Origin of the sequence: Niameybacter sp. (genome assembly GCF_036655075.1) — a bacterium.
GTDB lineage: Bacteria > Bacillota > Clostridia > Lachnospirales > Cellulosilyticaceae > Holtiella.
Genome location: NZ_JAVVQU010000041.1, coordinates 1 through 23,384, shown reverse-complemented (window position 1 = coordinate 23,384; position 23,384 = coordinate 1). Strand labels below are relative to the sequence as shown.

Below are 23,384 nucleotides of genomic sequence, written 5' to 3'. Positions count from 1 at the left end.
TTACCGGTCCGGGACCTTCTCCTGGCATGGCTGGCTTATTCATATCTGGAGTTGGTATAATTACCGGTCCGGGACCTTCTCCTGGCATGGCTGGCTTATTCATATCTGGAGTTGGTATGATTACCGGTCCGGGGCCTTCTCCTGGCATAGCTGGCTTATTCATATCTGGAGTTGGGATAATTACCGGACATGGGCCTTCTCCTGGCATGGCTGGCTTATTTATTCCAGGTTTGTTGGCATCTGGCTTTGGTATAATTACCGGTCCCGGACCCTCTCCTGGTACTGCTGGCTTATTCATTCCAGGTTTTACCCCACCTTCACAGCCACACCCACATGGTTCGTAATCCTCTTCAAGTTTAGTTGGCTTAGTCACTTGAGGTTTTGTTTGCTTTTTAGGTAATGCATTTTCTAACATACTTGTAACGAGATATTTATCCTTTGCATAACCAATAAGTACAGTGTCCGTCTTACCTATGCTTTCACCTTCTACAACTATGGCAACACAATCAATATCTTTTCCTTTTATCCCTGTTCCTTGTAGATTTTCTAAGTCTACCTTCCATGTTGTCTGTTTACTTGTATCTTGAGCATTAATATTACCTAAACGTACAGCCTTATTTTGGCTTTTACTGATTAAGTATACTGTGTATTCTTTAGGTAAATTTCGGAGGTTTTGAACATAACACTTTATTATCCCTGGTGACATAATCGTAATATGTCCACTTGGACTCTTACTACTTTTCCCATAACCTGCAACGTTCTCCTCCAAGCAAATCAAAGTATTCAAATACATAGTACTCTCCTCTTTTCTTGTACAAACTTATTACTATATATATGAATATTGCTATATTCTTAGAACAATTTTTGTTTTAGCAAAAAAAAGATGTCCTAAAAGGGATTTTTCAATCGTCTTTTAGGACATCTCATACAATTAGTTATTTGTATGTGCAATAACTTCAATTTCTACTTTTGCAAGTTTTGGAAGGTTCCCTACTTGTACAGCACTTCTAGCTGGGAATGGTTCTATAAAGTATTGTGCATAAATTTCATTTACAGCAACAAAATCATTAATATCTGCTAAGAATACTGTTGTTTTGATTACGTTGTTGATTGAAGAACCTGCTTCTTCTAATACAGCAATAAGGTTTTTACATGCTTGATCTGCTTGTTCTTGTACAGTTTCTTTTAGTTCCATAGTTTCTGGGTCTAATCCAAGTTGCCCTGAAGTATAAACCATTTCTCCTACTACTACTGCTTGTGAATAAGGTCCAATTGCTTTTGGTGCTTTATCTGTTGCTACAATTTTCTTTGTCATTTTAGACTCCTCCTAAATTTTATTAATAACTAGCCTTAATGCTTCGCTTATAACTTCCTAGTATACTAAAATATTCACTTTCTTTACTAACTTTTCCAAGAGCAATAAGCATATTAGCATCTTCAAGGTGTCCTTCTAGGTCTACAAAAAAATAATAGTGCCATGATTTATCTTTCATGGGTCTAGATTGTATTTTAAGCAAGTTAAGACTATTGTATGCGAAGTGAGACAAAATATGATAAAGTGCCCCACTTGTATGCTTTGTGGTAAACACAATACTTACTTTATCACACTCCAGTAGTATTTGCATAGTTTTTGATAAAATAATAAAACGTGTATAATTATTAGATTTAGTATTAATTTTTTCTTCTATAATATGTAAATTATAAAAGTCTGCTGCTTTCTTGCTACAAATAGCCCCTTTTGTTTTATCTCTCAATTCCTCTACATACCGTGCTGCCATAGCTGTATTGGCATAAGGCATACTCTGTATATCAGGATACTGCTTAAGGTATTGCTTACACTGGCTAAGTGCTTGTGGATGACTATATACACTTTTTATATCCCCTATTGCCGCTCCATCTATACCGACTAGGTTGTGCTCAACCTTTATAGCCTCTTCTCCTATAATATACAAGTTATATTTTTGAATAAGATCATATACTTCTAGTACCTCACCCGTATAAGAGTTTTCTATAGGAAGCACACCGTAGTCAATTTCTCCCCTTACTAATGCCTGTAACACCTCCTCAAACTCGTCATAACAGCTATAGCTTGCTTTTTGTCTCTTAAAGTATTGAATAGCTGCTTCTTCACTAAAAGACCCAACTACACCTTGATAACCTACACAAGGCTCCTCCAAATGTTGTATCTGCAACCCCTTTTCTATTTCTTCTAGAAGTTGTACATCATCTATATATAACTTTTCTACTGATATTTTAAGCTGTTCTCTAACTTTTTTATAACTTGTATCCTCCATATTTCTATCCCCTTTTTATTATACGTTTTTCTATAGCTGCATACCTCTCCATCTTTTGAACAACTTCATCAAAGCGCGCTGGTGTAATAGATTGTGGTCCATCACATAATGCTTTAGCAGGATTGTTGTGTACTTCAATAATTACGCCATCTGCCCCTGCTGCAATAGCTGCCATGCACATAGGTTCTACCATATAGGCAAACCCTGTAGCATGACTAGGATCAATAATAATTGGTAAGTGACTTAGCTTTTTAATGGCTGGTATTGCGGATAAATCTAATGTATTTCTTGTGTAGTTTTCAAAAGTACGAATACCTCTTTCACACAAAATAACATTATCATTTCCACCCGCCATAATGTATTCAGCAGCCATAAGCCATTCTTCTATCGTAGATGAAAGTCCTCTTTTTAATAAAATAGGTTTTTGAGTTTTTCCTAGTTCTTTAAGCAGTGCAAAGTTTTGCATGTTTCTTGCACCCACTTGAATAACATCTACATCTTCTACAAACTTGTCTATTGTTTGTGGGTACATAATCTCTGTTACTATCGGAAGACCTGTTTCTTTTCTAGCCTGTTTTAAAAGATCCAGTCCATCTTCTTCTAGCCCTTGGAAGGCATATGGAGATGTACGTGGTTTATATGCACCTCCCCTTAAAAATGTAGCGCCAGAAGCCTTTACACTTTTTGCAATATCTACAATTTGTGCTTCACTCTCTACAGAACATGGCCCTGCTATAATTGCAAAGTCCCTCCCACCTATTGTACGGTCTGCTATTTGAATAATACTATTTTCTGGGTGGAATGCACGATTAGCCTTTTTAAAAGGTTCTCTAACACGGATTACCTTATGCACACGCTCATCAGTACTAAGCTCTTCTACCACGATACTAGATGTATCTCCTACTAGCCCTAATACTGTACACTCACTCCCTTTAATAGGCTGTACTTGAACTTCGTAATTACCTGTAATTTCTCCAATCAAACTATTTACACCTTGCTCATCTATATTACGTTTTAAAACAATAATCATTTTATACACCTCTTTCAATATAAGATAATACTGAACTACAATGCATTTATACCTTTCATTGCCGGCTTATGAAAAGTTTTATTTACATTTTTATAAAATAAAAAGACTCTATGCACGCTAGATGCATAGAGCCTTATACTATTCTAAGAATAATAAAATGGAATCACCCTATAACAGGATATAGCGCACCTCTATTTTTTTTACAGCAAAAAGTACCAGCGCTAAAATAAAAATAGCCCCAGCTAAAAAAGAATGTATTAATTTTTGCTATAAACATAGTGATACGTTCCATCTTATTCCTCCATTATAATTTATAATTATTGAATACTAGTAACTTAACTTTAAGTTAAAACCTATTATATATCTCTAGTTTTTGTTTGTCAATTAAGTTTTTTCTATAATTGTCTATAAAATTAGATAACATAGCATAGTTTTCGAGTGAAAGCGTCTCTCCTCTAGTGCTTGGACCAACACCACTTTCTTCTAAAACATTTTTAATACTTTCTTTATCTATTCCTAGATTTCCATTAGATGCAAGTGTATTTAAAAGAGTTTTTCTTCTTTGTGAAAAGGCTGCCTTAATGATACGAAGCATCTGGTTTGCATCTTCAACATCTACCACAGGTTCTGAATGCAATGTGAGTTTAATAACTGCTGAATCAACATTTGGTCTAGGCATAAAACAATTTTGTGGTACATTGGCTACAAGACCTGTACTACAGTAATAATTCATAGCTACTGTGATTGCCCCATATTGTTTACTACCTGGTTTAGATGCCATACGATCCGCAACTTCCTTTTGAACCATAACTGTAATACTTTCTATTGGTAAGTTATGTTCAAGTAGCATCATAATAATAGGTGTAGTAATGTAATATGGCAAATTAGCTACTACCTTAATTTTTCTATTTGGTGATTCCTCTTCAATAAGCTTTTTAAGGTCAACTTTAAGAACATCTTGATGGATAAGTCTAAAGTGCTCATTATGTCCATATTGTTCTGTTAAAATAGGTATAAGCTGATCATCAATTTCTATAGAAATCACTCTACCTGCATTTTCAAGTAAAGCTTGTGTCACACTCCCAATACCTGGTCCAATCTCAATAACACAATCTTCTTTAGTGATTTCTGCAGCATTTATAATTTTATCTAAAACTCTCGGATCAATCAGAAAGTTTTGTCCAAATTTTTTCTGAAACATAAAAGGGTATTTATTTAAGATAGCCTTTGTACCCTCGGGCGTTGCAATTCGGTTCATATCATTCACTCCTTTACTGTTTATCATCATACCATACCCACATCAAGGTTGTATAGTCCACTGCACCTCGTCCCAAGTATACTCAAAAAAAAAGATGCTCTTTGGCATCTTGTAAATTCCAGTATTTAATAACTTTTACGTTCTTGACGAACATCTAAGCTTTGATCTTTTAAGATATATACTTGCTTATCACGTCTTCCGAATTTTACACATTCATTATGACTATTGAAGAATAAGTCTATATCATGACCTTTAATAGCTCCGCCTGTATCACCTGCGATTGCAATACCATAGTCCTCTACATATACAATTGTCCCAAGTGGAATAATTTTAGGGTCTACAGCTACCATTCCTACAAATGTAGGCATTCCTGATGCTGTTCTACCTGACCATCTGTCCCCTTCAATGTCAGTGTAAGCTGTGGCTTCTAACGTAAGCGTTTTTGTAAATTCATACATTTTTCCAGTAGCAGAGTCTTTAATAAGGTTTTTCTTACCTTGTTGAACCATTTTCGTTACAGGTTCTGTTAATACAACTTCTTCTTTGACCGTTTCAGTTTGAACTTCACCGCCAAAGCGCACGATTTCAATAGTTTTTTCTTTAAGGCCTGTTACACCTTGTTCAATAACTTCAACTTTACCAGGAGCTAAAGTTGTTACTTCCTCAATTTGTTTTTCAAAAGGAATTTCCTCTTGCACGATTTCAATAGCAACTTCTCTTGTCTTAACACTTATCTCCATCTCATCTGTGATAGGTGCTTCTACTGCTGGTGTTATTTCGCTATATTCATCAAGTTTAATATGTCTATTATCAATTAGTTCGCCAACTGTCGTTGCTGGTGTTTTGAGTGTACTTGCTATGCCATTTACATTAAGTGTTACAGTTGGTTTCCATCTTAAGATAGTAATTTTAATACCATCCTCAATAGATTCTTCCAACCCTGGCTCAACTATATCTTTTTCACCTAATACGATTTCTTGAGCTTCTAATATATCCCTTACAGTCTGATGTAATGTTTCATATTGTGTTACTTTCCCATCTTCAACAATCGCCACTGTCTTAGATAGAGATTGATACGCTGTGATTGTGCCTGTACCTAGCATAAACAGCGCTACAATCAATAAAGCTATCCTAATTCGATTTTTCATGATTACCTCCTTGAATTCGGTTGCTACTTTGATAGAAAGTTTAGTATTAATTTTATTTATCAAAGCAGTAAGGTTTCACCCTCTCACTTCTTCAATCGTGCTAATCGGCGCTTTACTGGAAATAAAATATAGCAGAAATTTTAACTGCTATATTATGAATTGTAATACAAATTGTTTTTTAAATCAAGCTTTTTGTAATACTTTTTGCCAAGCCTTAGTAATTTTCCCATTTTAAAGGCAACTACATCCCTTATTTTCCAATGCCTCGTTATAAAATTTATAATATTTTCCATTTTTTCAATTTAACATCTTCGTAATAATTACTTAATACCATTTATATGCTTTCTTTTATAATTTAGCACGAAAAATCATAAAAAAAATTTTATAACTTTATTTTTTACCATTTTATAGCATTTTGTATATCTATCGTCTAATTTTGTATGAATATATAAATATACATCAAGTTTATATATACTATACTTTTTACAAAACAAAAAAAATCTCTTCATATCTTTATGAAGAGATTTTTTTCTATATTTTAAATAGCTTCTTTGTATTTTCCATTGTAATCCTTGCTACCTCATCTTCTGATATACCCTTTATCTGAGCAATTTTTTGTATTACAAAAGGTAAGTAAGAAGAGTCATTTCTTTTTCCCCTATAAGGTACTGGTGTCAAATAAGGACAGTCTGTTTCAATCAAAATTTGTTCTAATGGTATACTTTCAACAACTTCGACTGTCTTTCTAGCATTTTTAAAGGTGAGTGAACCACCTATACCAATATAAAACCCTCTCTTAACATATTCTAATGCAAGTTCACGACTCCCTGAAAAACAATGAATAACCCCTTCTTTAACTTCACTTTCTTTAATCATATCAAAAGTGAGTTGACTTGCTTCCCTACTATGAATACTTACTGGAAGGTTTAGCGCTTTAGCGAGTTCTAATTGTAATCTAAACCACTTTATTTGGTCTTCTTCTGTCGAATGGTTATAATAATAGTCTAACCCTATTTCTCCTATTCCTACAACCTTCGGATGTCTTGCCATCTCTTTTAATGTTTCTAAATCTTCGCTAGTCATGTTACCCACATCATGTGGATGTACACCTACTGTTGCATATATAAACCGATACGTCTCAGCCAATGCCACACTTTCTTTAGACGATGACATATCTGCTCCTACATTAATGATATACTCTACACCTTCTTCATGAATTCTATTTAAAAGTATATCTCGGTCTTCATCAAATCGTTCATCATTATAATGAGCATGTGAATCAAAATACATATTTATCTCCTTTTTTATCTATGCATAATCTTTACTGTGTATTATAGCAGTATTTTCATTAAAATAAACTGATTCCCTCTTAAAATTACATCCCTATATAAATCCCTTTTATTTTTATAAGATGATGGGCATAAATCAAAAGACTATATTAAATCCTTTAAAGGGACTTTATATAGTCTTTTTAAAATTAACTAGATAGCTTTTTCATCTATTTCATAATATTGCTCATATGCATTAGGATAACATTCATCCATAATCCATTTTTCAAACTCTCTCCATCCCTTAACTCTCGGATAGCCTGAGCATGCATGTTGATTATGGGGCCTATCGAATATAATAGATGTTCCACCCGCTTCATTGAAATCTATAATATTGTGCATACCATCGTCTAATAAGTAATCCCCTTTAACCATATGCTTTACAGCGCAAATAATAACATGATTTTGTGGGAAGAATGGCATGTAACTTCTAATCCACTCATATTTTGCCTCAACAGAACTTGGATGTGCTGCAGTTACAATATACATATCAAATAAATTACTTTCATAAAGTCTTTTAAAAACTTCTAGAGCCTCTTCTACAGGTTGTAGGTTCCTAAATAACTCTGGTTGATGCATTAACTCTAGAATCTTCTCCCCAAATATAGAAACTAAGTCCCAGCATATGCAGTCCTCTATCGTATAATTTGTATGGTACTTTTCATTAAAGACTTCTATCACACCTTTAATATACTCAGCTAAGACATCATCTTGATCAATCAAAAGTACAGGTCTATGTTTTTTCAATATCTTCACCTTCCTTCTCGCTAAATACTCTTGGGTTTCTATCATAACGAATGCGTCATGTTTTGTCCATTCACATTTTGAGGACTACTATTATTTTATTACAAAGCAAGTTTTTCGTTCCTTGTTTGCTCTAACTTTTTAATTTTATCTAGAATAAGTTCTTTTTTACGTTCTATGTTTTGAGGTTGTTTATTATAAGGTGAATTTTTAAATTGAATGATTAGTGTTTGAAGAATAGCCTTTTGTACTTTTATTTTCTGCTCTATTTGCTTAATCTCATCTGTCATATCTATACTCCTTTTTCAAAAATAGTCATAGAGTGCTACTTTATTACGTTGTCCTTTAAAATAGTTTCTAACTTGCTCTCCTGATTGATTCCAAGTGACTCTCTCTAACTGCTCTAAATCCTCTAGTGTTCTAAATCCTATAAGTACCTGTGCCAATTCTCTAATATCTATTGTAAGGTCTGTTTTCACTGGTACCTTACGAACGGAAGCTTGTCCTCTCTCAATAGTAAGAGTAAAACATCCATTATTCCATTCACATTGATCATCTTTTACTTCTATATTAAAACTACCATCTTGATTAAAATGATATGCTTCCAGCGCTTTTTGAACGTCTATTACTCTTACCATCATATAACTTTGTATGGTTGCTTGACATCTAGGATTACTCATAACATCAAGTATTACATCATGTTCTTTTGCATTAATCTGCACTGTTGTTACTTGGGCACTATGACTACTTATATAATTGAAGAAGCTTCTAAGTGCTACCATATTTGAATATTGCATTTCTACTACTTCAAATGTTAGCGTGGCATGTGTCATTTTATAAATCATGTAGCCTTCTACTTGTCCTTCATGATTTCTATAAAGTATCGTGTAGTGGTCTAACCTTCTACTTATACATCTATCCCAATGATAGTCATCCCTTATACAAGATCCATTTATTTTTTGGATACATGCTTCATAATAAGCATTAAGTTCAAATTGTGTATCTTGCGCTATATATTCAATATGTCCTTGACTTTTAAATTTCTTCAGACTATCCATATTGAAACTATAACTTATATTGTTATAACACCATTTCCATCCTAACTTTTGATAAAATTCATATGAGAATGGTGCTAATACAGAATACACAGTCCCTTGTTCATACATTACTTTAAGACCTTCTTTAATAAGATTACTACAAATGCCACCACTTCTATAAGTACTTGCCGTTGTTACGCCACCTAATGCTGCCATTTTTAAACATTTATTATCTATATATATTTGACGATACGAAATAGTAATGCAACTTGCCAAGGTCTCTCCATCAAAACTTCCAAGTACAGTCTCCCTTTCTGGGGTTGAGAGATTCCAATCTCTCTTAAAGTCTTCTGGTTCACACATTTTAAAGCAATAGGCCATCAAGTCAATAAAACGTTGTTCGTATGTTGATTTATCTTCATTCAGTTTAATATATTTCATCATTCTAGCACTTCCTATCTTCCATATATTAAATTCTTATTTTAACTGTTCCCATATTCTTTTTCAAAACTTTAAATTATTTCTATTTAAACAAGCAACATTGTAAATAAATAGAAATACTATTAATATATAACCTTATAAAAGGAGTGTTTGTCCATGACACGTTTTCCTCAAATAGGCTCCAAATTTCCTACTTTCCGCGGAACAAGTAGTACAAATAACTGGAGCATCGTGTGTATTTCTCCAAGTAGTCATAATGTTACCTATTCTTATCTGCTAAACCATATTGATCAGTTTAATAAAAATGATATCGAGGTAATACATTTTTCAGCTCGTACACCTGATACTACTCTTTATATTATAGATTCTAATCATATACTTAGAGCAGCACTTCATAATAATGAAGATTCTCCATTAACTGTTACTAATCTAATTAGTATTATTGACACCTTACGTTCACAATATAGACCTGAAATCCAAGGTGTTGGAAATCAGCCCATCAATCCAGCTTGCCCTAATATTAATAAAATAGTGGGAGAATATGTTCTAGGTGATCCTAGTAATGTGGACCCTTACCTCTTAGACTTTGTTATCTACGCTTTTGCTCTTATTCAACCTAACTTAACTCTAGATGTATATTCTAGACGCTATTTACAAGAATTAGCTGACCTACGTCTAATTAATCCTGACCTTAAGGTTATACTTGGTATCGGTGGATGGGGCAACGATGGCTTCTCAGATGCCGCACTTACCCCTCAATCTAGGTACAACTTTGCTCGTGAAATCAAAAAATGGGTTAATGAATATGATTTAGACGGGGTAGACATTGACTGGGAATACCCAGGTAGTAGTGCCGCTGGCATCAAATCTCGTAAACAAGATAAAGAAAACTTCACTCTACTTCTTCAAGCTATCAGAGATGTATTAGGCCCAGATGCTTGGCTTAGTGTTGCTGGGGTAGGTGATTCTAGTTATATTAAAAATGTTGAGATTGAAGCCATTGGTGAAATCATCAACTACTTTAACCTTATGGCCTATGACTTTACAGCAGGTGTTACTGGTTCTCAAGGTTCCAAGCATCAATCAAATCTTTTCCCTTCTCCCTTAGCTTTAAACAATATCAGTATAGATCTTTATGTCCAAAATCTTATTGATGCAGGTATGCCTCCTGAAAAAATCCTTTTAGGTCTTGCCTTATATGGTCGTAATGGTGCAACCATTACAAAAACTTTTGATGAAATCAGAAAGTCTTATCTGAATAAGAATGGCTATACAGTAAAATGGGATAACGTTGCTAAGGCACCTTATATTGTAGACCAATATGGCAACTTTACACTGAGCTTTGATAATAATATATCTATTTATTTCAAAGGCCAATACGTAGTTGATAACTGCTTAGGTGGTCTCTTTACCTGGCAATCTAACATGGATAAAGCTAATATCTTAGCAAATGCCATGAGCCTATCTATCAATGATCCACAAGAACTTGAAAATATCTTACAGAAAGAATATCTAGGTAAATAGATTATATAAAAATGCCCTCTAAACCTTTAGTCTCGAGGGCATTTATTATTTCCATTATTATTTTACTTCTGCACCATGAACCATTTCACCAAGAGGTCCTACTGCAACAAGATTATTTTCATCATCTGACGCACAAAGTACCATACCTTCTGACAAAATTCCACGAAGCTTAACTGGCTTAAGGTTGGTCACAACAACTACCTTTTTACCTACGAACTCTTCTGGTGTGTAGTATTTAGCAATACCAGATACAATTTGTCTTACTTCATTACCAATTTTAATTTTTGATACAAGTAATTTATCTGCTTTTGGTACACGTTCACATTCAATAACTTCACCAACTTTAAGTTCTACTTTTGCAAAGTCATCAATTGTAATTTCTTCTTTAGCTGGTTTGGTTGGTTTGGTTTCTTCTTTTGGAGCTGCTGCTGCTTGAGTGGCTTTCATAGCTGCTTCAAGTTCTGCAAGTTCTTTCTCTTTATCAATACGAGGGAACATATTTGTTCCTTTTTTAGCATGTGCAGTCCTTGGCATAGTTCCCCATCTATGAATTGTATCCCATGCTGTAAGCTCTCCACGTTCTAAACCAATTTGTTCCCAAATAAGTTCAGGTGTACGAGGCATGAATGGTTCAATCATAATACTTACAATACGTAAGCCTTCTGCTAATGTATAAAGTACACCCGCAAGTTTAGCTTTGTTTGCTTCATCTTTTGCAAGTACCCATGGCATTGTTTCATCAATGTATTTGTTAAATCTTCTAATAATTACCCAGATATCTTCAAGAGCATTATTAAAGAAGAGTTTTTCCATGTTTGCTTCCATCTTAACAATTTGCTCTGCGATGATTTGTTGTACATCAGCATCAAACTCAGTGCCCTCTTGTATTTCCGGTAATATCCCACCTTCGAAGTACTTCTCGATCATAGCAACTGTACGAGATGTAAGGTTACCAAGGTCATTAGCAAGGTCAGAGTTAATACGTGAAATAAGCGCTTCATTTGTGAAGTTACCATCTTGTCCAAAAGCAATTTCACGAAGAAGGAAGTAACGAATTGCATCACTACCATAACGACTTACAAGTGCGCTTGGATCTACTACATTTCCTTTAGACTTACTCATTTTACCACCATCTATAACAAGCCATCCATGACCAAATACTTGCTTTGGAAGTGGAAGGTCAAGGGCCATAAGAATCGCTGGCCAAATGATTGTATGGAAACGAATAATTTCTTTACCTACAAGGTGTACATCTGCTGGCCAGAACTTATTATACATTTCTTGATTATCACTACCATATCCAAGTGCTGAGATATAGTTTGATAATGCATCAAGCCATACATAAACAACATGGTTTGTATCAAATTCTACTGGAATCCCCCATTTGAATGATGTACGAGACACACAAAGATCTTCAAGCCCTGGACGAAGGAAGTTATTAAGCATTTCATTTTGTCTTGTTTGTGGTTGAATGAATTCTGGATGTTCTTCAATATGTTGAATCAGACGGTCTTGGTACTTAGAAAGCTTGAAAAAGTATGATTCTTCCTTTACCTTCTCTACTGGACGTCCACAGTCTGGGCAGTTACCATCTACAAGTTGATGTTCTGTATAGAATGTCTCACAAGGTGTACAGTACATACCTTCATACTCACTCTTATAGATATCCCCTTTGTCATAAAGTGCTTTAAAGATTTTTTGTACAGTTGCCTTATGATCTACATCTGTTGTACGAATAAATTTGTCGTAACTAATGTCCATTGTTTTCCAAAGGGCTTTAATCCAATCTACAATGTTATCTACGAATGCTTGAGGTGTTACACCCTCTTCTGCTGCACGACGTTCAATTTTTTGCCCATGCTCATCTGTTCCTGTAAGGAACATTACATCATATCCACGAAGTCTTTTATATCTTGACATGGCATCTGCTGCCACTGTTGTATACGAATGTCCTATATGAAGCTTATTACTTGGATAATAAATAGGGGTTGTAATATAAAAAGTTGGTTTGCTCATTACGCCCTAGCCTCCTTAAATTTATTTTTCACTATCTCTTATAGTATTATAGATATAAATGTATGCATTGACAACAACCCTAGCTTAAAATATTACTTATATTTCCTATAGTGTGACTAAATTTTACCTTTTTCATACTAAATTACAAATTAAATTCTTTAATTTTATTCATAAACTTCTTATAAAGCAAAAGCATATCCGGTTCATTATCTATATACATATCTAACTCATTAACAGGTATCCATCTTACACCACTATTTTCATCTGGTTTAATAGTAAGTTCTTCTTGTTCATCTACTTCAACTAAATAAGCCATTGAAAGATGAAGGTGCGCTGATACATATACTCCTTTTTTAACATGCCCATTAACAGGGAGGACATCTAATGAAAATATTTCCTTGGAAATAGGTGTTACTACTTTTACTCCAGCCTCCTCTTGTGCTTCTCTAATGGCTACACCTAAGAAGTCTGTTTCTCCATCAGTGTGGCCTCCTGTCCAAGACCACGCATTATAAATATTGTGATGAATCATAAGCACTTTATCTCGTGTCTTATTGACAATAAAACCTGAGCTAGAAAAGTGTGCTACAGGATTTTCTCTTGTTAATAGATTATTATAAGTTTCCATACATCCTACTATAAGTGCTTTATCCCTCTCTTCTTGTTCATTATAAGGTATATAAGCTTTGATTGCTTCCATCCATTGATTCATTTTTTCACCCTTTCATATGTGAATTTTATTTATTCAAATTTTCATTGCTTTTATTGTATCATAATTCAGACCCCTAGCATGAGCTTATTTTTTTATTTTTGCTTAATTACAATCTACCTATTACTTAACCTCAATCCTCATAATATTACACAAATTTATATTTATTTATAGTTAATTTAATATTTATTTCTTATAAATTATTTATTTTTAAGAAAAATATCTTGCTTTTTATTTTCATCTTATGCTACACTTCATCTTAATCGAACAAACAAACGCCTTGAAGAGGAGAGTAAGTTTAGGATATCTCTAACCAGAGAGCTTCGGTAGCTGAGAAGAAGCAGAGAATAGTAAGCTGAATATGGCCTCGGAGTGGTGCACCGACAGTCTTTTATAAGACTTAGGCTGCAACAGGATTCGCCTGTTATAGCGATAGAGTATAATCATCTTCTATTTAAAATTGAGATGCCGTACTTGAAGAGATCTATATCGTAAGGTATAGATGAATTAGAGTGGTACCACGGAGTATATAGTTGCCCCGTCTCTATAGCATTAAATTGCTATAGAGACGGGGCTTTTTGATGTTTAACAACCTAAAAGGAGGCTTACACATGATTCAAATTCAAAATGTTAACAAGTTATTTTCCACCTCAAAACAACAAGTTCAAGCACTAAGTGAAGTAACACTTACAATAGATAAAGGAGATATTTTTGGTATTATCGGTTATAGTGGGGCAGGTAAGAGTACCTTGCTTCGTTGTATCAATGGCCTTGAAATTCCTACCTCCGGCGTGGTTAAAGTCTTTGACCAAGATATTACTCAGCTTAAAGAACGACATCTACGTAGTGTACGCAAACAAATTGGTATGATTTTTCAACACTTTAACTTAATGCATAGTAAAACAGTCTTTGACAATATTGCTTACCCCCTAAAAAGTCAAAAGTTAAACAAAGAGGTTATTAACAATCGTGTTCATGCATTACTTCAACTTGTAGACTTAGAGGATAAAGCCCAAAGTTATCCTTTACAGTTGAGTGGTGGGCAAAAACAACGTGTAGCCATAGCACGTGCACTGGCAACTAATCCTGAAATCCTACTGTGTGACGAAGCAACTTCTGCACTTGACCCGCAAACTACTCAGTCCATCTTAGCGCTTTTAAAACGTATTAATCAAGAACTCGGTATTACCATTGTTCTTATTACTCATCAAATGGAAGTCATTAAGCAAATCTGCAATAAAATAGCGGTGATGGAATGTGGTAAAGTTCTAGAAGTTGGTCAGCTTATCGAAGTCTTTACAGCTCCTAAGAGTCAAATCACCAAAGACTTCTTGGCAAAGGATATGCACTACGAACGTCTTTCCTTTGCCAAAGATGGAGAAGTTAACCTAATGTTACACTTGAAGTATGTAGGAGATACAACAGCAACACCCCTTATTTCAATACTTTCAAGAGACTTTAATGTAACTACAAACATCACTTATGGAAACATCGAGAAATTACAAGGTATTTTGGTAGGTAATCTCGTGGTAGATTTACAAGGCACACCTAATGATGTAGATTCTGCATTAACTTATATTAAACAACATATAGAAGTGGAGGTTATAGAAGATGAATACATTACTAACAGAACTTGTTCCTAATGTTATAGAATACTATCCTGAACTATTAAAAGCATTAAATGAAACACTTATCACAGTCGGTCTATCCGGTTTTATTGCTTCTCTTATAGGACTTCCTCTAGGTATTTTACTCCTTATTACAAGCCCTAATCATATTTTAGCTAACAAAGTGGTTTATGGAACACTTTCCAAGCTGATTAATATGCTTCGTTCTATTCCCTTTGTGATTCTTATTGCTGCTATCGTACCGTTTACACGTCTCGTTGTAGGTACAACAATAGGTATTAAAGGTGCTTTAGTCCCTCTCGTTGTAGGTGTTGCACCATTTATAGCAAGGCAGGTTGAAGTAGCACTTCATAAGGTTGACCATGGTGTACTAGAAGCTGCAAGAGCGATGGGAAGTAGCCCACTAGAAATCATATTTAAAGTCCTCATTCCAGAAGGGCTGCCAAACATTGTGCATGCTATTACTATTTCCCTCATTAGCCTCATAGGTTTTTCTGCTATGGCTGGTACTGTAGGCGGTGGTGGCCTTGGAGATTTTGCTATTCGCTATGGCTATAACTTTTTCAAGACAGATATTATGGTTGTAACTGTTATTATTCTCCTTGTCCTTGTCACGCTCATTCAAAGCTTAGGCGATTTTATTGCTCATAAATTTACACATTAACTTTTCTATCTTTATAAAAAATAAATTTCTAATTTGAAAGGATATATCATTATGAAAATCAAAAAATTAGCTTTTTTAACAGTAGGATTCTTAACTTTGACTTCTCTCCTTACAGGTTGTGGCAATACCTCCACTTCTAATCCTAATACAACAACAATTAAACTTGGGGTGAATGATAACGACTACCGTATCTGGGATTATGTAAAAGGCGAACTTGCAAAAGAAAATATCACTCTAGAAGTTATTAGTTTTGCAGACTATGTACAACCTAACATTGCACTTTCAGAAGGTGAAATTGATATTAATGCCTTCCAGACAAATATATACTTTGACCAATTTAAAACTGACCACAATTTAGACCTTACTTCTATTGGGACTACTGTTTTTGCACCTATGGGCATCTACTCTCAATCTTTAGAAAGTCCTACAGATATTGCTGAATCCGGTAAGGTAGCTATTCCAAATGATATGACTAATGGTGGCCGTGCACTCCTTCTTTTAGAAGAAGCAGGACTCATTGAAGTTGATGATGCAGCAGGACTTATTCCAACACTCAAAGACGTAACTGCTAATCCAAAGAACCTTTCTATTCTAGAACTTACAGCGAACCAAATCCCTCGTTCTCTTCCTGATTTAGACCTTGCTGTTATTAATAATGGTGTTGCTGTAGATGCTAAGTTAAGCCCGATTAACGATTCTATTTATATTGAATCTACTGATACAGAAAATGCAGTCAACTACTACAACATCTTTGCTGTTAAATCATCTGATAAAGATAGTGCTCCTCTTAATAGACTTGTAGAAATCTATCAAACAGATGCTGTCAAAGTACTTATTGATGAAGTATATGGTGGCTCTAGACTACCAATCTTTTAATTTAGCTTCTTTGCTAAGCCCTAGTATTTAACTATTTAATCATCTATTTCATAAAGGCGGTTTATCTATTATGTCTATCAAAACTAAATTACTCACTCATATTGATTCACTCAGCCCAAGACTTATCGAACTCAGTCACACTATCCACGCACATCCCGAAGTTTCTAACGAGGAAGTCTTTGCTTGCAACCTTCTTAGTACTGAACTTCTTAAGCATAAATTTGAAGTCACTCAAGATATAGCGGGGCATACCACAGGCTTTATTGCTACCAAATCAAGTTCAAAATTAGGTCCAACTATAGGTCTACTTGTAGAGTATGATGCACTTCCTGGCCTTGGTCATGCTTGTGGCCATAACCTTATTGCTGCTACTAGCCTTGGGGCTGCCCTTGCTCTTGGCTGTATTATTGAAGAAGTAGGTGGCGCTATCAAGGTATTTGGTACTCCCGCTGAAGAAGGTGGTGTAAACGGAAGTGCTAAAGCGAGCTTTGTAAAAGCTGGACTATTTGAAGGTGTAGATGTGGCACTTATGACTCATCCTGGTTCTCATAACCAACCTACACCTTCTTCCCTAGCTATAGCTCCTATGGATTTTGAATTTTTTGGGAAGCCGGCTCATGCAGCAAGTGCACCCCATGAAGGTATCAATGCACTCGATGCACTGCTTCTCTTCTATAATGGGATTAATGCACTCCGTCAACAACTTACAGCTGATATACGTATTCATGGTGTAATATTAGACGGTGGTACTGCTCCTAATATTATCCCGGACTATACAAGAGCACGTTTTTACTTACGTGCGGGTACAGTAGAAAGTCTAAACATCGTGATTGAAAAAGTAAAACATATTGCAGATGGTAGTGCCCTAATGACTGGTTGCACCACGAAATATACACATATTCAACACATTTTAGATAATCTAGTACCTAATGCTCCCCTTGATAGTATCTTTACAAGTATATTACAGGAATTAGGTGAGGATGTAGACTTCACATCACGTTCAATGGGATCTACTGATGCAGGAAATGTGAGTCATAGCCTTCCAACCATTCACCCTATACTTCGTATCTGTGACCATGAGATTCCACCTCATACTTTAGAGTTTGCTGATGCCTGTATGACAACTCAAGCAGATACTTCTATTATTACAGGGGCTAAGGCTCTTGCTCTTACATCGCTTCAAGTTTTAACCAATCCAGATTTACTCATAACCATCAAAGCTAACTTTAATCCTTCATAAAGTTAATAGGTTTAGTACCTATTTAATATTGATTAAAACCACAAGAGGGCGCTACAACTAAGATGTATGTTAGTTGTAGCGCTCTCTTTTTGATAGGTTAATTTATTTATTCATTTTCATAGGCTATCCACTCTTAGCTATAGCCCTATTTACTTCTCACACTAGCAAGATTAATATAGATCTGTTATGCTCCAAATTCTTCATTATTTTGTATTTTTTTATATACGTAGAATGGAATACCTACAAGCATTAAAATAAATACCCACATAGCACTATCTGATCCTGCACCATAAATGATGTAAATTGCATATCCAAAGGCTATAAGTGAAAGGAATCCATGTTTTAAAAAGCTAAGTAGTGTTAATTTATGTTGTTTTTTAAATGTAAGAACAATCTCTGCACAAGCTGTTAAAGCATAAGCAGGAATGAATGCCAATGTTGCTAAGTTAATCATAAAGTCAAAGGCTTCTGTTAAATTAGATACGTAATTCAACATTAATAAAGCATTTGTACAAATACTTGTAATGATAAGCGCAATGTACGGTGTATTATATTTAGGATGTACATTTGCAAAAAACTTAGGAAATAAATTATCTGTACCCGCAGCATATGCTAATCGTGCTGTTGTTAACACCCATCCACTTAATGCTCCAATAGCTGAAATAACAATACCTCCTGATATAAATAATCCACCCCAAGTGGCTCCTGTAATATGATTAATAATATCTGCAAGTGGTGCTTGTGTATTGGCTAACATATCTTGTGGCATACTTCCCATTGCAAGAATAGATAAGAAAATATAAATTAATACAGCTAAAAGTGTGCCCACTACTGTACTCTTTCTAATATTTTTTTCAGGATTTTTAATTTCTCCTCCTGATATAGCTGCACTTTCAAGTCCTACAAATGACCAAAGTGTAATAGCAATTGCTGCTGGTAATGCCTCCCAACTATTTGCTTCTACTGTAGCTGACGTCTGCAAATTACTTACATCAAACCCGTAGGCTGCAATAACCATAAATACTAAAATAACACCAATCTTAATCACTGTTGTAATAATACTTACATAACCTGCATTTTTAACACCTTTATAATTAATATAAGTAAATAACCATAACAAACAAGATGAGACCACAAAAGCTAGCATACTATTTGTCCCAAGTTGTGGGAAAAACGTAGTTAAGTAACGTATAACTGCCGTAATAATAGCTGCATTACCAATCCATGAACCTAGCCAAAAGGTCCAAGATACTAAAAAGGCCATAAACTCTCCAAATGCTTTATGTGTGTAAACAATTGGACCACCTGTTGATGGGTATTTTGTGCCTAAGTTTGCAAAAGATAATGCTAATAGTAAAGATCCTATCCCAGTTATAACCCATGCAAGAATAGTAATCTTAGGATTTGCTACTTGAGCTAAGCTCTGGGGCGATGTAAAAATCCCTGAGCCGATCATATTCCCTACAACAATAGAGGTTGCTGCAGCGAGGCCTAGCTCACGCTTTAAATTTGATTTGTTTTCCATGCTGTACTCCTTAGATGTCCATTAAACTTTTTATATTATTATACCCATAGACGTTTTAAATAACTTCACCTATACTTATTTTATAAAACAATTTTAGGAGGGGTTTATTTATGGGTCTATTCGGTAGTAGTAAAACAAATAACACATCTCATTTTGATGATTATCTTATTGACGGGGAAATCATCGAAGCTGTATACCGTCTTGTTCTAGATGAAATTTGCTTTACAAATAAACGCATTATTTTTGTTGATAAAGAAGCTTTGTCAACAAAAAAACAATTAGTCTCTATTCCTTACCACTCTATCTATTACTTTGGTGTTGAAAAAGGCGGTATTTTCGAGCTAGACAACGAAATTAAATTATACACTAAAGGTACTCATTTTACTATGGAATTTACAAAAGGCACAAATATTTTAGAAGTCGAAAAACTTCTAGCAACTCACATTTGCTAATAATAAAAGAGCTTAGACCTATTTTAGGATTCTAAGCTCTTTTTCTTATGTATTAAGCTTTATGTGCTTCGTTAACAACTTTTTGTAATGCTTCTAAAGCATCTGCTGGAAGTTTATCAAAGCCACCTTTTTCTGTATCACGAGATTGAATGAAATCTACACGGTCTTGCATACGTTTTTGTAATTGTTCAACATACTCTGCATCTTCAAAGTTTGGTACAAATCCTTCGATTTCCATAATTTGAATGTCTGTGAATGGCCCCCATGGTTTAAAGTCTGCTTTACCTTCTACTACTGCTTCAAGGGCACCTAAAGTATCTTTTGGTGTTACCTTTTTGCCCATGAAATCACCAGTATTTAAGATATAGCAATCTACGTTTCTTTCAGCTACTAATGCCTTGAATTTTTCGTAGTCATTTACTAATGGATATGTTCTGAATGGGTTAGCATATGGTTCAACTACTAATGCATTAGGATCTACACCAGGAGCAAGTCTTTCTGCACTTGAACGTTTTGTAGCAAGTGTAGCACCCATTACAGAAGCAAGCTCTGCACCACCTAATTTAACAATTGGTGGAATTGTAGGATCTTTCATAATCCAGAAGATTGCATTAACTGGTTCATCAAATTTATTAACCCGATTAGGTGACCAAAGAATTGATTTAACAGCACGACCATTACCATTACGTACATCTTCTGTAACTGGTACAATTTTACCATCTTCATCTACTGTCGCACCACAGTTTTGCATTGTTACAAGGTATTTGTTATCTTCACATGTAAGTGGATAATCCTGTGTTTTATCAAAGTATGCTGGTTCAAGTGCTACTGATGAACCATTTTCTGTTGAGATAACAAAAGCATCATCATGAAGTACTGTGATATCATATTTACCACCGTGACGAGCATGTGTAAGTGTTGATTTTCCTGATCCTGAAAGACCAAATACACCCGCAACAAATGATTTACCCTCACCTAGATTATAACGTTTTTGTCCACCATGACATGATGCATAGCCATGACGGTTAGCCATTGCCCAAGCAAGTGTTAATGTACCTTTTTTATGTTCTCCAAAGTATCTCATCCCTAATATAGCTGCACAGTTGTGCTCTGGGTCAAAGAATGTAAGCCCCATTGGATGGTCTGGATGTGACCAGTCTGGATCTGAGAATATGTAGAGATCTCCATCTGGATATTCTTTAGATTCTGCGTACATCTTAGCTACTTCTTCATTAATTGCTTGGAAGTTTAATAGCCATGAGTACATAATATTTTCTTGTGTTTCAGGGATGCAAAGATGAGCTTTTACAGCAAAGTCTGTATCAAGGCCTACAACCGCTTGTGCATGGTATAACTTTTTAGTACGCGCTTTATAAATTGCTTCGCTAATTTTAAGTGCATATTCTGCTTTGTTTACACCTGGTTCACCCATAATTTTACGTGCAGCTGCAGCGCGACCACTTACTGCACCATCATTGAAAAGAAGAATTTTTGTATCATCATCTAAACCAAGTAAATCCGGTCTATGTACAGGAATATCTGTTACGATTGTACCTGGTGCATTTGCAGCAAGTTTGTAAGCTTCCTTTAATGAAGTTACAGGTGTTACATTATTGCCATAAAATGCAGTTTCGATTGTTGTACGAATTTGGCTAAAGATAGGGTTGTTCGCACCAATTTCAGTTCTTGGAAATCTAGATTTTGTTGCCATTGTGAAATCCTCCTTATTTGTACATAAGTAAAATATACATCGCTGTTAGGAATTATCTTCAAAAAAGAAATCGTTTCCCAAGTATAATTATCTAATTTGTTACAATGTTTGTCAATACAAATTTCAGATATTATTAATAAATTAACAATAATATATTTAAGTATAGTTATATTTAAATATATTAAATTATATATAATCAATTCACAAAAAAAGAGAAGATACCCTTTTTATGTATCTTCTTTCTATAATAATTTATTGTCTAACTATTCTTTAATACATTTATCAATAATCAATTCAGCTAATCGTTTATGATAGCTAGCTTGTTCTACTAAAGTAAAGGCTAAAAGCACAGCCCCTACTTTATCATCTTCTATTCCTAGCTTCTCTAACTCCTCATTAACTGCCTCTACTCTTTTTTCTATTCCTATATTAAAATGATCCATTTCCTTATCTTTACAATTTAAGTACGCCTGATATAAATTAACAAGTTTTTCACTATCTAAATGTTCTTCCTCTTTTAGAGCAGAAAATACATCTTTTATATCACCAATGCTAATAATACTCTTAAACTGATAAAGTAGTAGCATTAAAATAATATGGTCCTTTGTATACTTCTTTTTATGTGCAGGCATAAGCACTTTATCTTTGGTGTAATTATTAATCATTGTCTTTGTAAGTAATTTATCATTTTCATAGCGCTTTGTATGACTCAATTTATTCTCAAATAGGGTAATTAATTGATCCATATATAAATCTAGGTTTGGAATATCTTCTAATTCCATATGTTCGTCTATTCTCAGACTCGCCACTTGGTCTTCTAACCATTTTATCTCCATGTATACACCCTCTTTATTTCTACTACCCTTATCATACCTAATCACTTTTATAAAATCAAGCCAAATTATTCTAAATACTATATTGACTATTTAATACATGATATGATATATTTGAGTTATACTACTAAGTAGTATCAAAAACTACTTGTTACAGTTAGGAGATGTTTTAATGAATAGTTCTGTTCGAGAACCTATAAATGCCTATACACACCTTATTGGTGCAGGCCTATCGTTTATTGGCACTATACTTTTACTTATATATGGAGGAAAAGGCTCCTCTCTCACCACTTCAGCTATTGTATCAATTATTATCTTTGGATTAAGTCTTATCGCACTCTATACAGCTAGTGGTATTTATCATGCTGTAAGGGCCAATGAAGCTGTCCTACTAAGACTAAAAAAGCTTGATCATTCTATGATTTTTGTTCTAATCGCAGGTTCTTATACACCTTTTTGTTTACTTGCGCTTTCAGGTGTGTGGCAAGTAACCATCCTCACATTAGTATGGTCACTTGCTATTATAGGCATTACACTTAAGGTTCTTTGGATTAATATGCCTCGTTGGGTATCTACTAGTTTCTATATAGGAATGGGATGGGTAGCACTCCTAGCTCTTAACCCTTTAACTAAGGCCCTTAGTGTGGGCGGTACAACTTGGTTAGCTCTAGGTGGTATCATGTATACTATAGGTGGTATTATCTATGGTCTTAAAAAGCCTAACATATCAAAAACATTTGGTTTTCATGAGTTATTCCATATCTTTGTCCTACTAGGAAGTGCTTGTCACTACTGGTGTGTTTTTAACTATGTCTTATAATAACCTTTTGGTTCATCAAATAGTATAAAAGGGGGATGTTCATTGGACATCCTCCTTTACTTTTTTTATTGTCTATTTATATTTACTATTATTATTAACTAATTAA

General features: G+C 34.6%; 22 protein-coding genes and 1 other annotated feature. Of the genes, 7 read left to right on the top strand and 15 right to left on the bottom strand.

Annotated elements, in window-relative coordinates; all coding sequences use genetic code 11:
• The 10 genes from RRY75_RS11155 to RRY75_RS11110 form a co-directional block, all read right to left on the bottom strand.
• Positions 1-793 (bottom strand): DUF7922 domain-containing protein (locus RRY75_RS11155; protein ID WP_442935440.1); only part of this gene is annotated, 793 nt, incomplete at its 3' end.
• A gap of 138 nt (positions 794-931) precedes the next feature.
• Positions 932-1,315: a RidA family protein gene (locus RRY75_RS11150; protein ID WP_332493605.1), complete on the bottom strand. Its 384-nt coding sequence runs from the start codon at positions 1,313-1,315 to the stop codon at positions 932-934.
• A 22-nt stretch (positions 1,316-1,337) separates the two neighbouring features.
• A complete protein-coding gene (gene pheA, locus RRY75_RS11145) occupies positions 1,338-2,294 on the bottom strand; it encodes a prephenate dehydratase (RefSeq protein WP_332493606.1) in 957 nt (318 codons plus the stop codon).
• Between the two features lie 4 nt (positions 2,295-2,298).
• Positions 2,299-3,324, bottom strand: coding sequence for a 3-deoxy-7-phosphoheptulonate synthase (gene aroF, locus RRY75_RS11140; RefSeq protein ID WP_332493607.1), 1,026 nt, complete (start codon positions 3,322-3,324; stop codon positions 2,299-2,301).
• A gap of 346 nt (positions 3,325-3,670) precedes the next feature.
• A complete protein-coding gene (gene rsmA, locus RRY75_RS11135) occupies positions 3,671-4,582 on the bottom strand; it encodes a 16S rRNA (adenine(1518)-N(6)/adenine(1519)-N(6))-dimethyltransferase RsmA (protein ID WP_332493609.1) in 912 nt (303 codons plus the stop codon).
• Between the two features lie 125 nt (positions 4,583-4,707).
• Positions 4,708-5,730 carry a 3D domain-containing protein gene (locus RRY75_RS11130; protein ID WP_332493611.1) on the bottom strand — a complete coding sequence of 341 codons (1,023 nt, stop codon included), beginning with the start codon at positions 5,728-5,730 and terminating at the stop codon, positions 4,708-4,710.
• A 531-nt stretch (positions 5,731-6,261) separates the two neighbouring features.
• A complete protein-coding gene (locus RRY75_RS11125; RefSeq protein WP_332493612.1) occupies positions 6,262-7,020 on the bottom strand; it encodes a TatD family hydrolase in 759 nt (252 codons plus the stop codon).
• Positions 7,021-7,211: 191 nt separating this feature from the next.
• Positions 7,212-7,805, bottom strand: coding sequence for a 5' nucleotidase, NT5C type (locus RRY75_RS11120; RefSeq protein ID WP_332493614.1), 594 nt, complete (start codon positions 7,803-7,805; stop codon positions 7,212-7,214).
• A gap of 98 nt (positions 7,806-7,903) precedes the next feature.
• Entirely contained in the window at positions 7,904-8,092 is a 189-nt protein-coding gene (locus tag RRY75_RS11115) for a hypothetical protein (protein WP_332493616.1), read from the bottom strand.
• Positions 8,093-8,107: 15 nt separating this feature from the next.
• A complete protein-coding gene (locus RRY75_RS11110) occupies positions 8,108-9,283 on the bottom strand; it encodes a GNAT family N-acetyltransferase (RefSeq protein WP_332527880.1) in 1,176 nt (391 codons plus the stop codon).
• A 153-nt stretch (positions 9,284-9,436) separates the two neighbouring features.
• On the opposite strand from RRY75_RS11110, the gene RRY75_RS11105 reads away from it, so the two are divergent.
• The gene (locus RRY75_RS11105) at positions 9,437-10,804 is read left to right on the top strand and encodes a glycoside hydrolase family 18 protein (protein WP_332527879.1); all 1,368 of its coding nucleotides are present in this window, start codon (positions 9,437-9,439) and stop codon (positions 10,802-10,804) included.
• Between the two features lie 57 nt (positions 10,805-10,861).
• Here RRY75_RS11105 and metG read toward each other — a convergent pair whose 3' ends face one another.
• Together metG and RRY75_RS11095 are read right to left on the bottom strand one after the other, a co-directional pair.
• A complete protein-coding gene (gene metG / locus RRY75_RS11100) occupies positions 10,862-12,820 on the bottom strand; it encodes a methionine--tRNA ligase (protein ID WP_332527878.1) in 1,959 nt (652 codons plus the stop codon).
• A gap of 142 nt (positions 12,821-12,962) precedes the next feature.
• On the bottom strand, positions 12,963-13,532 hold the full coding sequence (locus tag RRY75_RS11095; RefSeq protein WP_332716762.1) for an NUDIX hydrolase: 570 nt from the start codon (positions 13,530-13,532) through the stop codon (positions 12,963-12,965).
• A 268-nt stretch (positions 13,533-13,800) separates the two neighbouring features.
• Positions 13,801-14,078, top strand: a binding site (T-box leader).
• 62 nt (positions 14,079-14,140) lie between these two features.
• Between RRY75_RS11095 and RRY75_RS11090 the strand changes: the two genes are divergently transcribed.
• The 4 genes from RRY75_RS11090 to RRY75_RS11075 all read left to right on the top strand — a co-directional run bounded on the left by RRY75_RS11090 (position 14,141) and on the right by RRY75_RS11075 (position 17,937).
• Positions 14,141-15,172: a methionine ABC transporter ATP-binding protein gene (locus RRY75_RS11090; protein WP_332527876.1), complete on the top strand. Its 1,032-nt coding sequence runs from the start codon at positions 14,141-14,143 to the stop codon at positions 15,170-15,172.
• Entirely contained in the window at positions 15,141-15,821 is a 681-nt protein-coding gene (locus RRY75_RS11085) for a methionine ABC transporter permease (RefSeq protein WP_332527875.1), read from the top strand. Before RRY75_RS11090 ends, RRY75_RS11085 begins: the two co-directional genes overlap by 32 nt.
• Positions 15,822-15,872: 51 nt before the next feature.
• Complete coding sequence (locus RRY75_RS11080) at positions 15,873-16,697, top strand: MetQ/NlpA family ABC transporter substrate-binding protein (RefSeq protein ID WP_332527874.1); 825 nt, start codon at positions 15,873-15,875, stop codon at positions 16,695-16,697.
• Between the two features lie 70 nt (positions 16,698-16,767).
• Positions 16,768-17,937, top strand: a complete 1,170-nt coding sequence (locus RRY75_RS11075) for a M20 family metallopeptidase (RefSeq protein WP_332527873.1) — start codon at positions 16,768-16,770, stop codon at positions 17,935-17,937.
• A gap of 184 nt (positions 17,938-18,121) precedes the next feature.
• Here the strand turns inward: RRY75_RS11075 and RRY75_RS11070 are convergent, their stop codons facing one another.
• On the bottom strand, positions 18,122-19,462 hold the full coding sequence (locus RRY75_RS11070) for an amino acid permease (RefSeq protein ID WP_332527872.1): 1,341 nt from the start codon (positions 19,460-19,462) through the stop codon (positions 18,122-18,124).
• A 110-nt stretch (positions 19,463-19,572) separates the two neighbouring features.
• On the opposite strand from RRY75_RS11070, the gene RRY75_RS11065 reads away from it, so the two are divergent.
• Positions 19,573-19,914: a PH domain-containing protein gene (locus RRY75_RS11065; protein WP_332527871.1), complete on the top strand. Its 342-nt coding sequence runs from the start codon at positions 19,573-19,575 to the stop codon at positions 19,912-19,914.
• Between the two features lie 52 nt (positions 19,915-19,966).
• Here the strand turns inward: RRY75_RS11065 and RRY75_RS11060 are convergent, their stop codons facing one another.
• Entirely contained in the window at positions 19,967-21,625 is a 1,659-nt protein-coding gene (locus tag RRY75_RS11060; RefSeq protein ID WP_332527870.1) for a phosphoenolpyruvate carboxykinase (ATP), read from the bottom strand.
• Positions 21,626-21,888: 263 nt separating this feature from the next.
• Positions 21,889-22,461, bottom strand: a complete 573-nt coding sequence (locus RRY75_RS11055) for a DUF1836 domain-containing protein (protein WP_332716758.1) — start codon at positions 22,459-22,461, stop codon at positions 21,889-21,891.
• A gap of 169 nt (positions 22,462-22,630) precedes the next feature.
• Here RRY75_RS11055 and trhA point away from each other — a divergent pair, with 169 nt between their 5' ends.
• The gene (gene trhA / locus RRY75_RS11050) at positions 22,631-23,278 is read left to right on the top strand and encodes a PAQR family membrane homeostasis protein TrhA (RefSeq protein WP_332716755.1); all 648 of its coding nucleotides are present in this window, start codon (positions 22,631-22,633) and stop codon (positions 23,276-23,278) included.
• Positions 23,279-23,384: the final 106 nt, after the last annotated feature.

Excerpts from the sequence above, each read along its gene's own strand:
- RRY75_RS11150 (WP_332493605.1), bottom strand. The coding sequence starts at position 1,315 with ATGACAAAGAAAATTGTAGCAACAGATAAAGCACCAAAAGCAATTGGA.
- pheA (WP_332493606.1), bottom strand. The coding sequence starts at position 2,294 with ATGGAGGATACAAGTTATAAAAAAGTTAGAGAACAGCTTAAAATATCA.
- aroF (WP_332493607.1), bottom strand. The coding sequence starts at position 3,324 with ATGATTATTGTTTTAAAACGTAATATAGATGAGCAAGGTGTAAATAGT.
- rsmA (WP_332493609.1), bottom strand. The coding sequence starts at position 4,582 with ATGAACCGAATTGCAACGCCCGAGGGTACAAAGGCTATCTTAAATAAA.
- RRY75_RS11130 (WP_332493611.1), bottom strand. The coding sequence starts at position 5,730 with ATGAAAAATCGAATTAGGATAGCTTTATTGATTGTAGCGCTGTTTATG.
- RRY75_RS11125 (WP_332493612.1), bottom strand. The coding sequence starts at position 7,020 with ATGTATTTTGATTCACATGCTCATTATAATGATGAACGATTTGATGAA.
- RRY75_RS11115 (WP_332493616.1), bottom strand. The coding sequence starts at position 8,092 with ATGACAGATGAGATTAAGCAAATAGAGCAGAAAATAAAAGTACAAAAG.
- RRY75_RS11110 (WP_332527880.1), bottom strand. The coding sequence starts at position 9,283 with ATGATGAAATATATTAAACTGAATGAAGATAAATCAACATACGAACAA.
- RRY75_RS11105 (WP_332527879.1), top strand. The coding sequence starts at position 9,437 with ATGACACGTTTTCCTCAAATAGGCTCCAAATTTCCTACTTTCCGCGGA.
- metG (WP_332527878.1), bottom strand. The coding sequence starts at position 12,820 with ATGAGCAAACCAACTTTTTATATTACAACCCCTATTTATTATCCAAGT.
- RRY75_RS11095 (WP_332716762.1), bottom strand. The coding sequence starts at position 13,532 with ATGAATCAATGGATGGAAGCAATCAAAGCTTATATACCTTATAATGAA.
- RRY75_RS11090 (WP_332527876.1), top strand. The coding sequence starts at position 14,141 with ATGATTCAAATTCAAAATGTTAACAAGTTATTTTCCACCTCAAAACAA.
- RRY75_RS11085 (WP_332527875.1), top strand. The coding sequence starts at position 15,141 with ATGAATACATTACTAACAGAACTTGTTCCTAATGTTATAGAATACTAT.
- RRY75_RS11080 (WP_332527874.1), top strand. The coding sequence starts at position 15,873 with ATGAAAATCAAAAAATTAGCTTTTTTAACAGTAGGATTCTTAACTTTG.
- RRY75_RS11075 (WP_332527873.1), top strand. The coding sequence starts at position 16,768 with ATGTCTATCAAAACTAAATTACTCACTCATATTGATTCACTCAGCCCA.
- RRY75_RS11070 (WP_332527872.1), bottom strand. The coding sequence starts at position 19,462 with ATGGAAAACAAATCAAATTTAAAGCGTGAGCTAGGCCTCGCTGCAGCA.
- RRY75_RS11065 (WP_332527871.1), top strand. The coding sequence starts at position 19,573 with ATGGGTCTATTCGGTAGTAGTAAAACAAATAACACATCTCATTTTGAT.
- RRY75_RS11060 (WP_332527870.1), bottom strand. The coding sequence starts at position 21,625 with ATGGCAACAAAATCTAGATTTCCAAGAACTGAAATTGGTGCGAACAAC.
- RRY75_RS11055 (WP_332716758.1), bottom strand. The coding sequence starts at position 22,461 with ATGGAGATAAAATGGTTAGAAGACCAAGTGGCGAGTCTGAGAATAGAC.
- trhA (WP_332716755.1), top strand. The coding sequence starts at position 22,631 with ATGAATAGTTCTGTTCGAGAACCTATAAATGCCTATACACACCTTATT.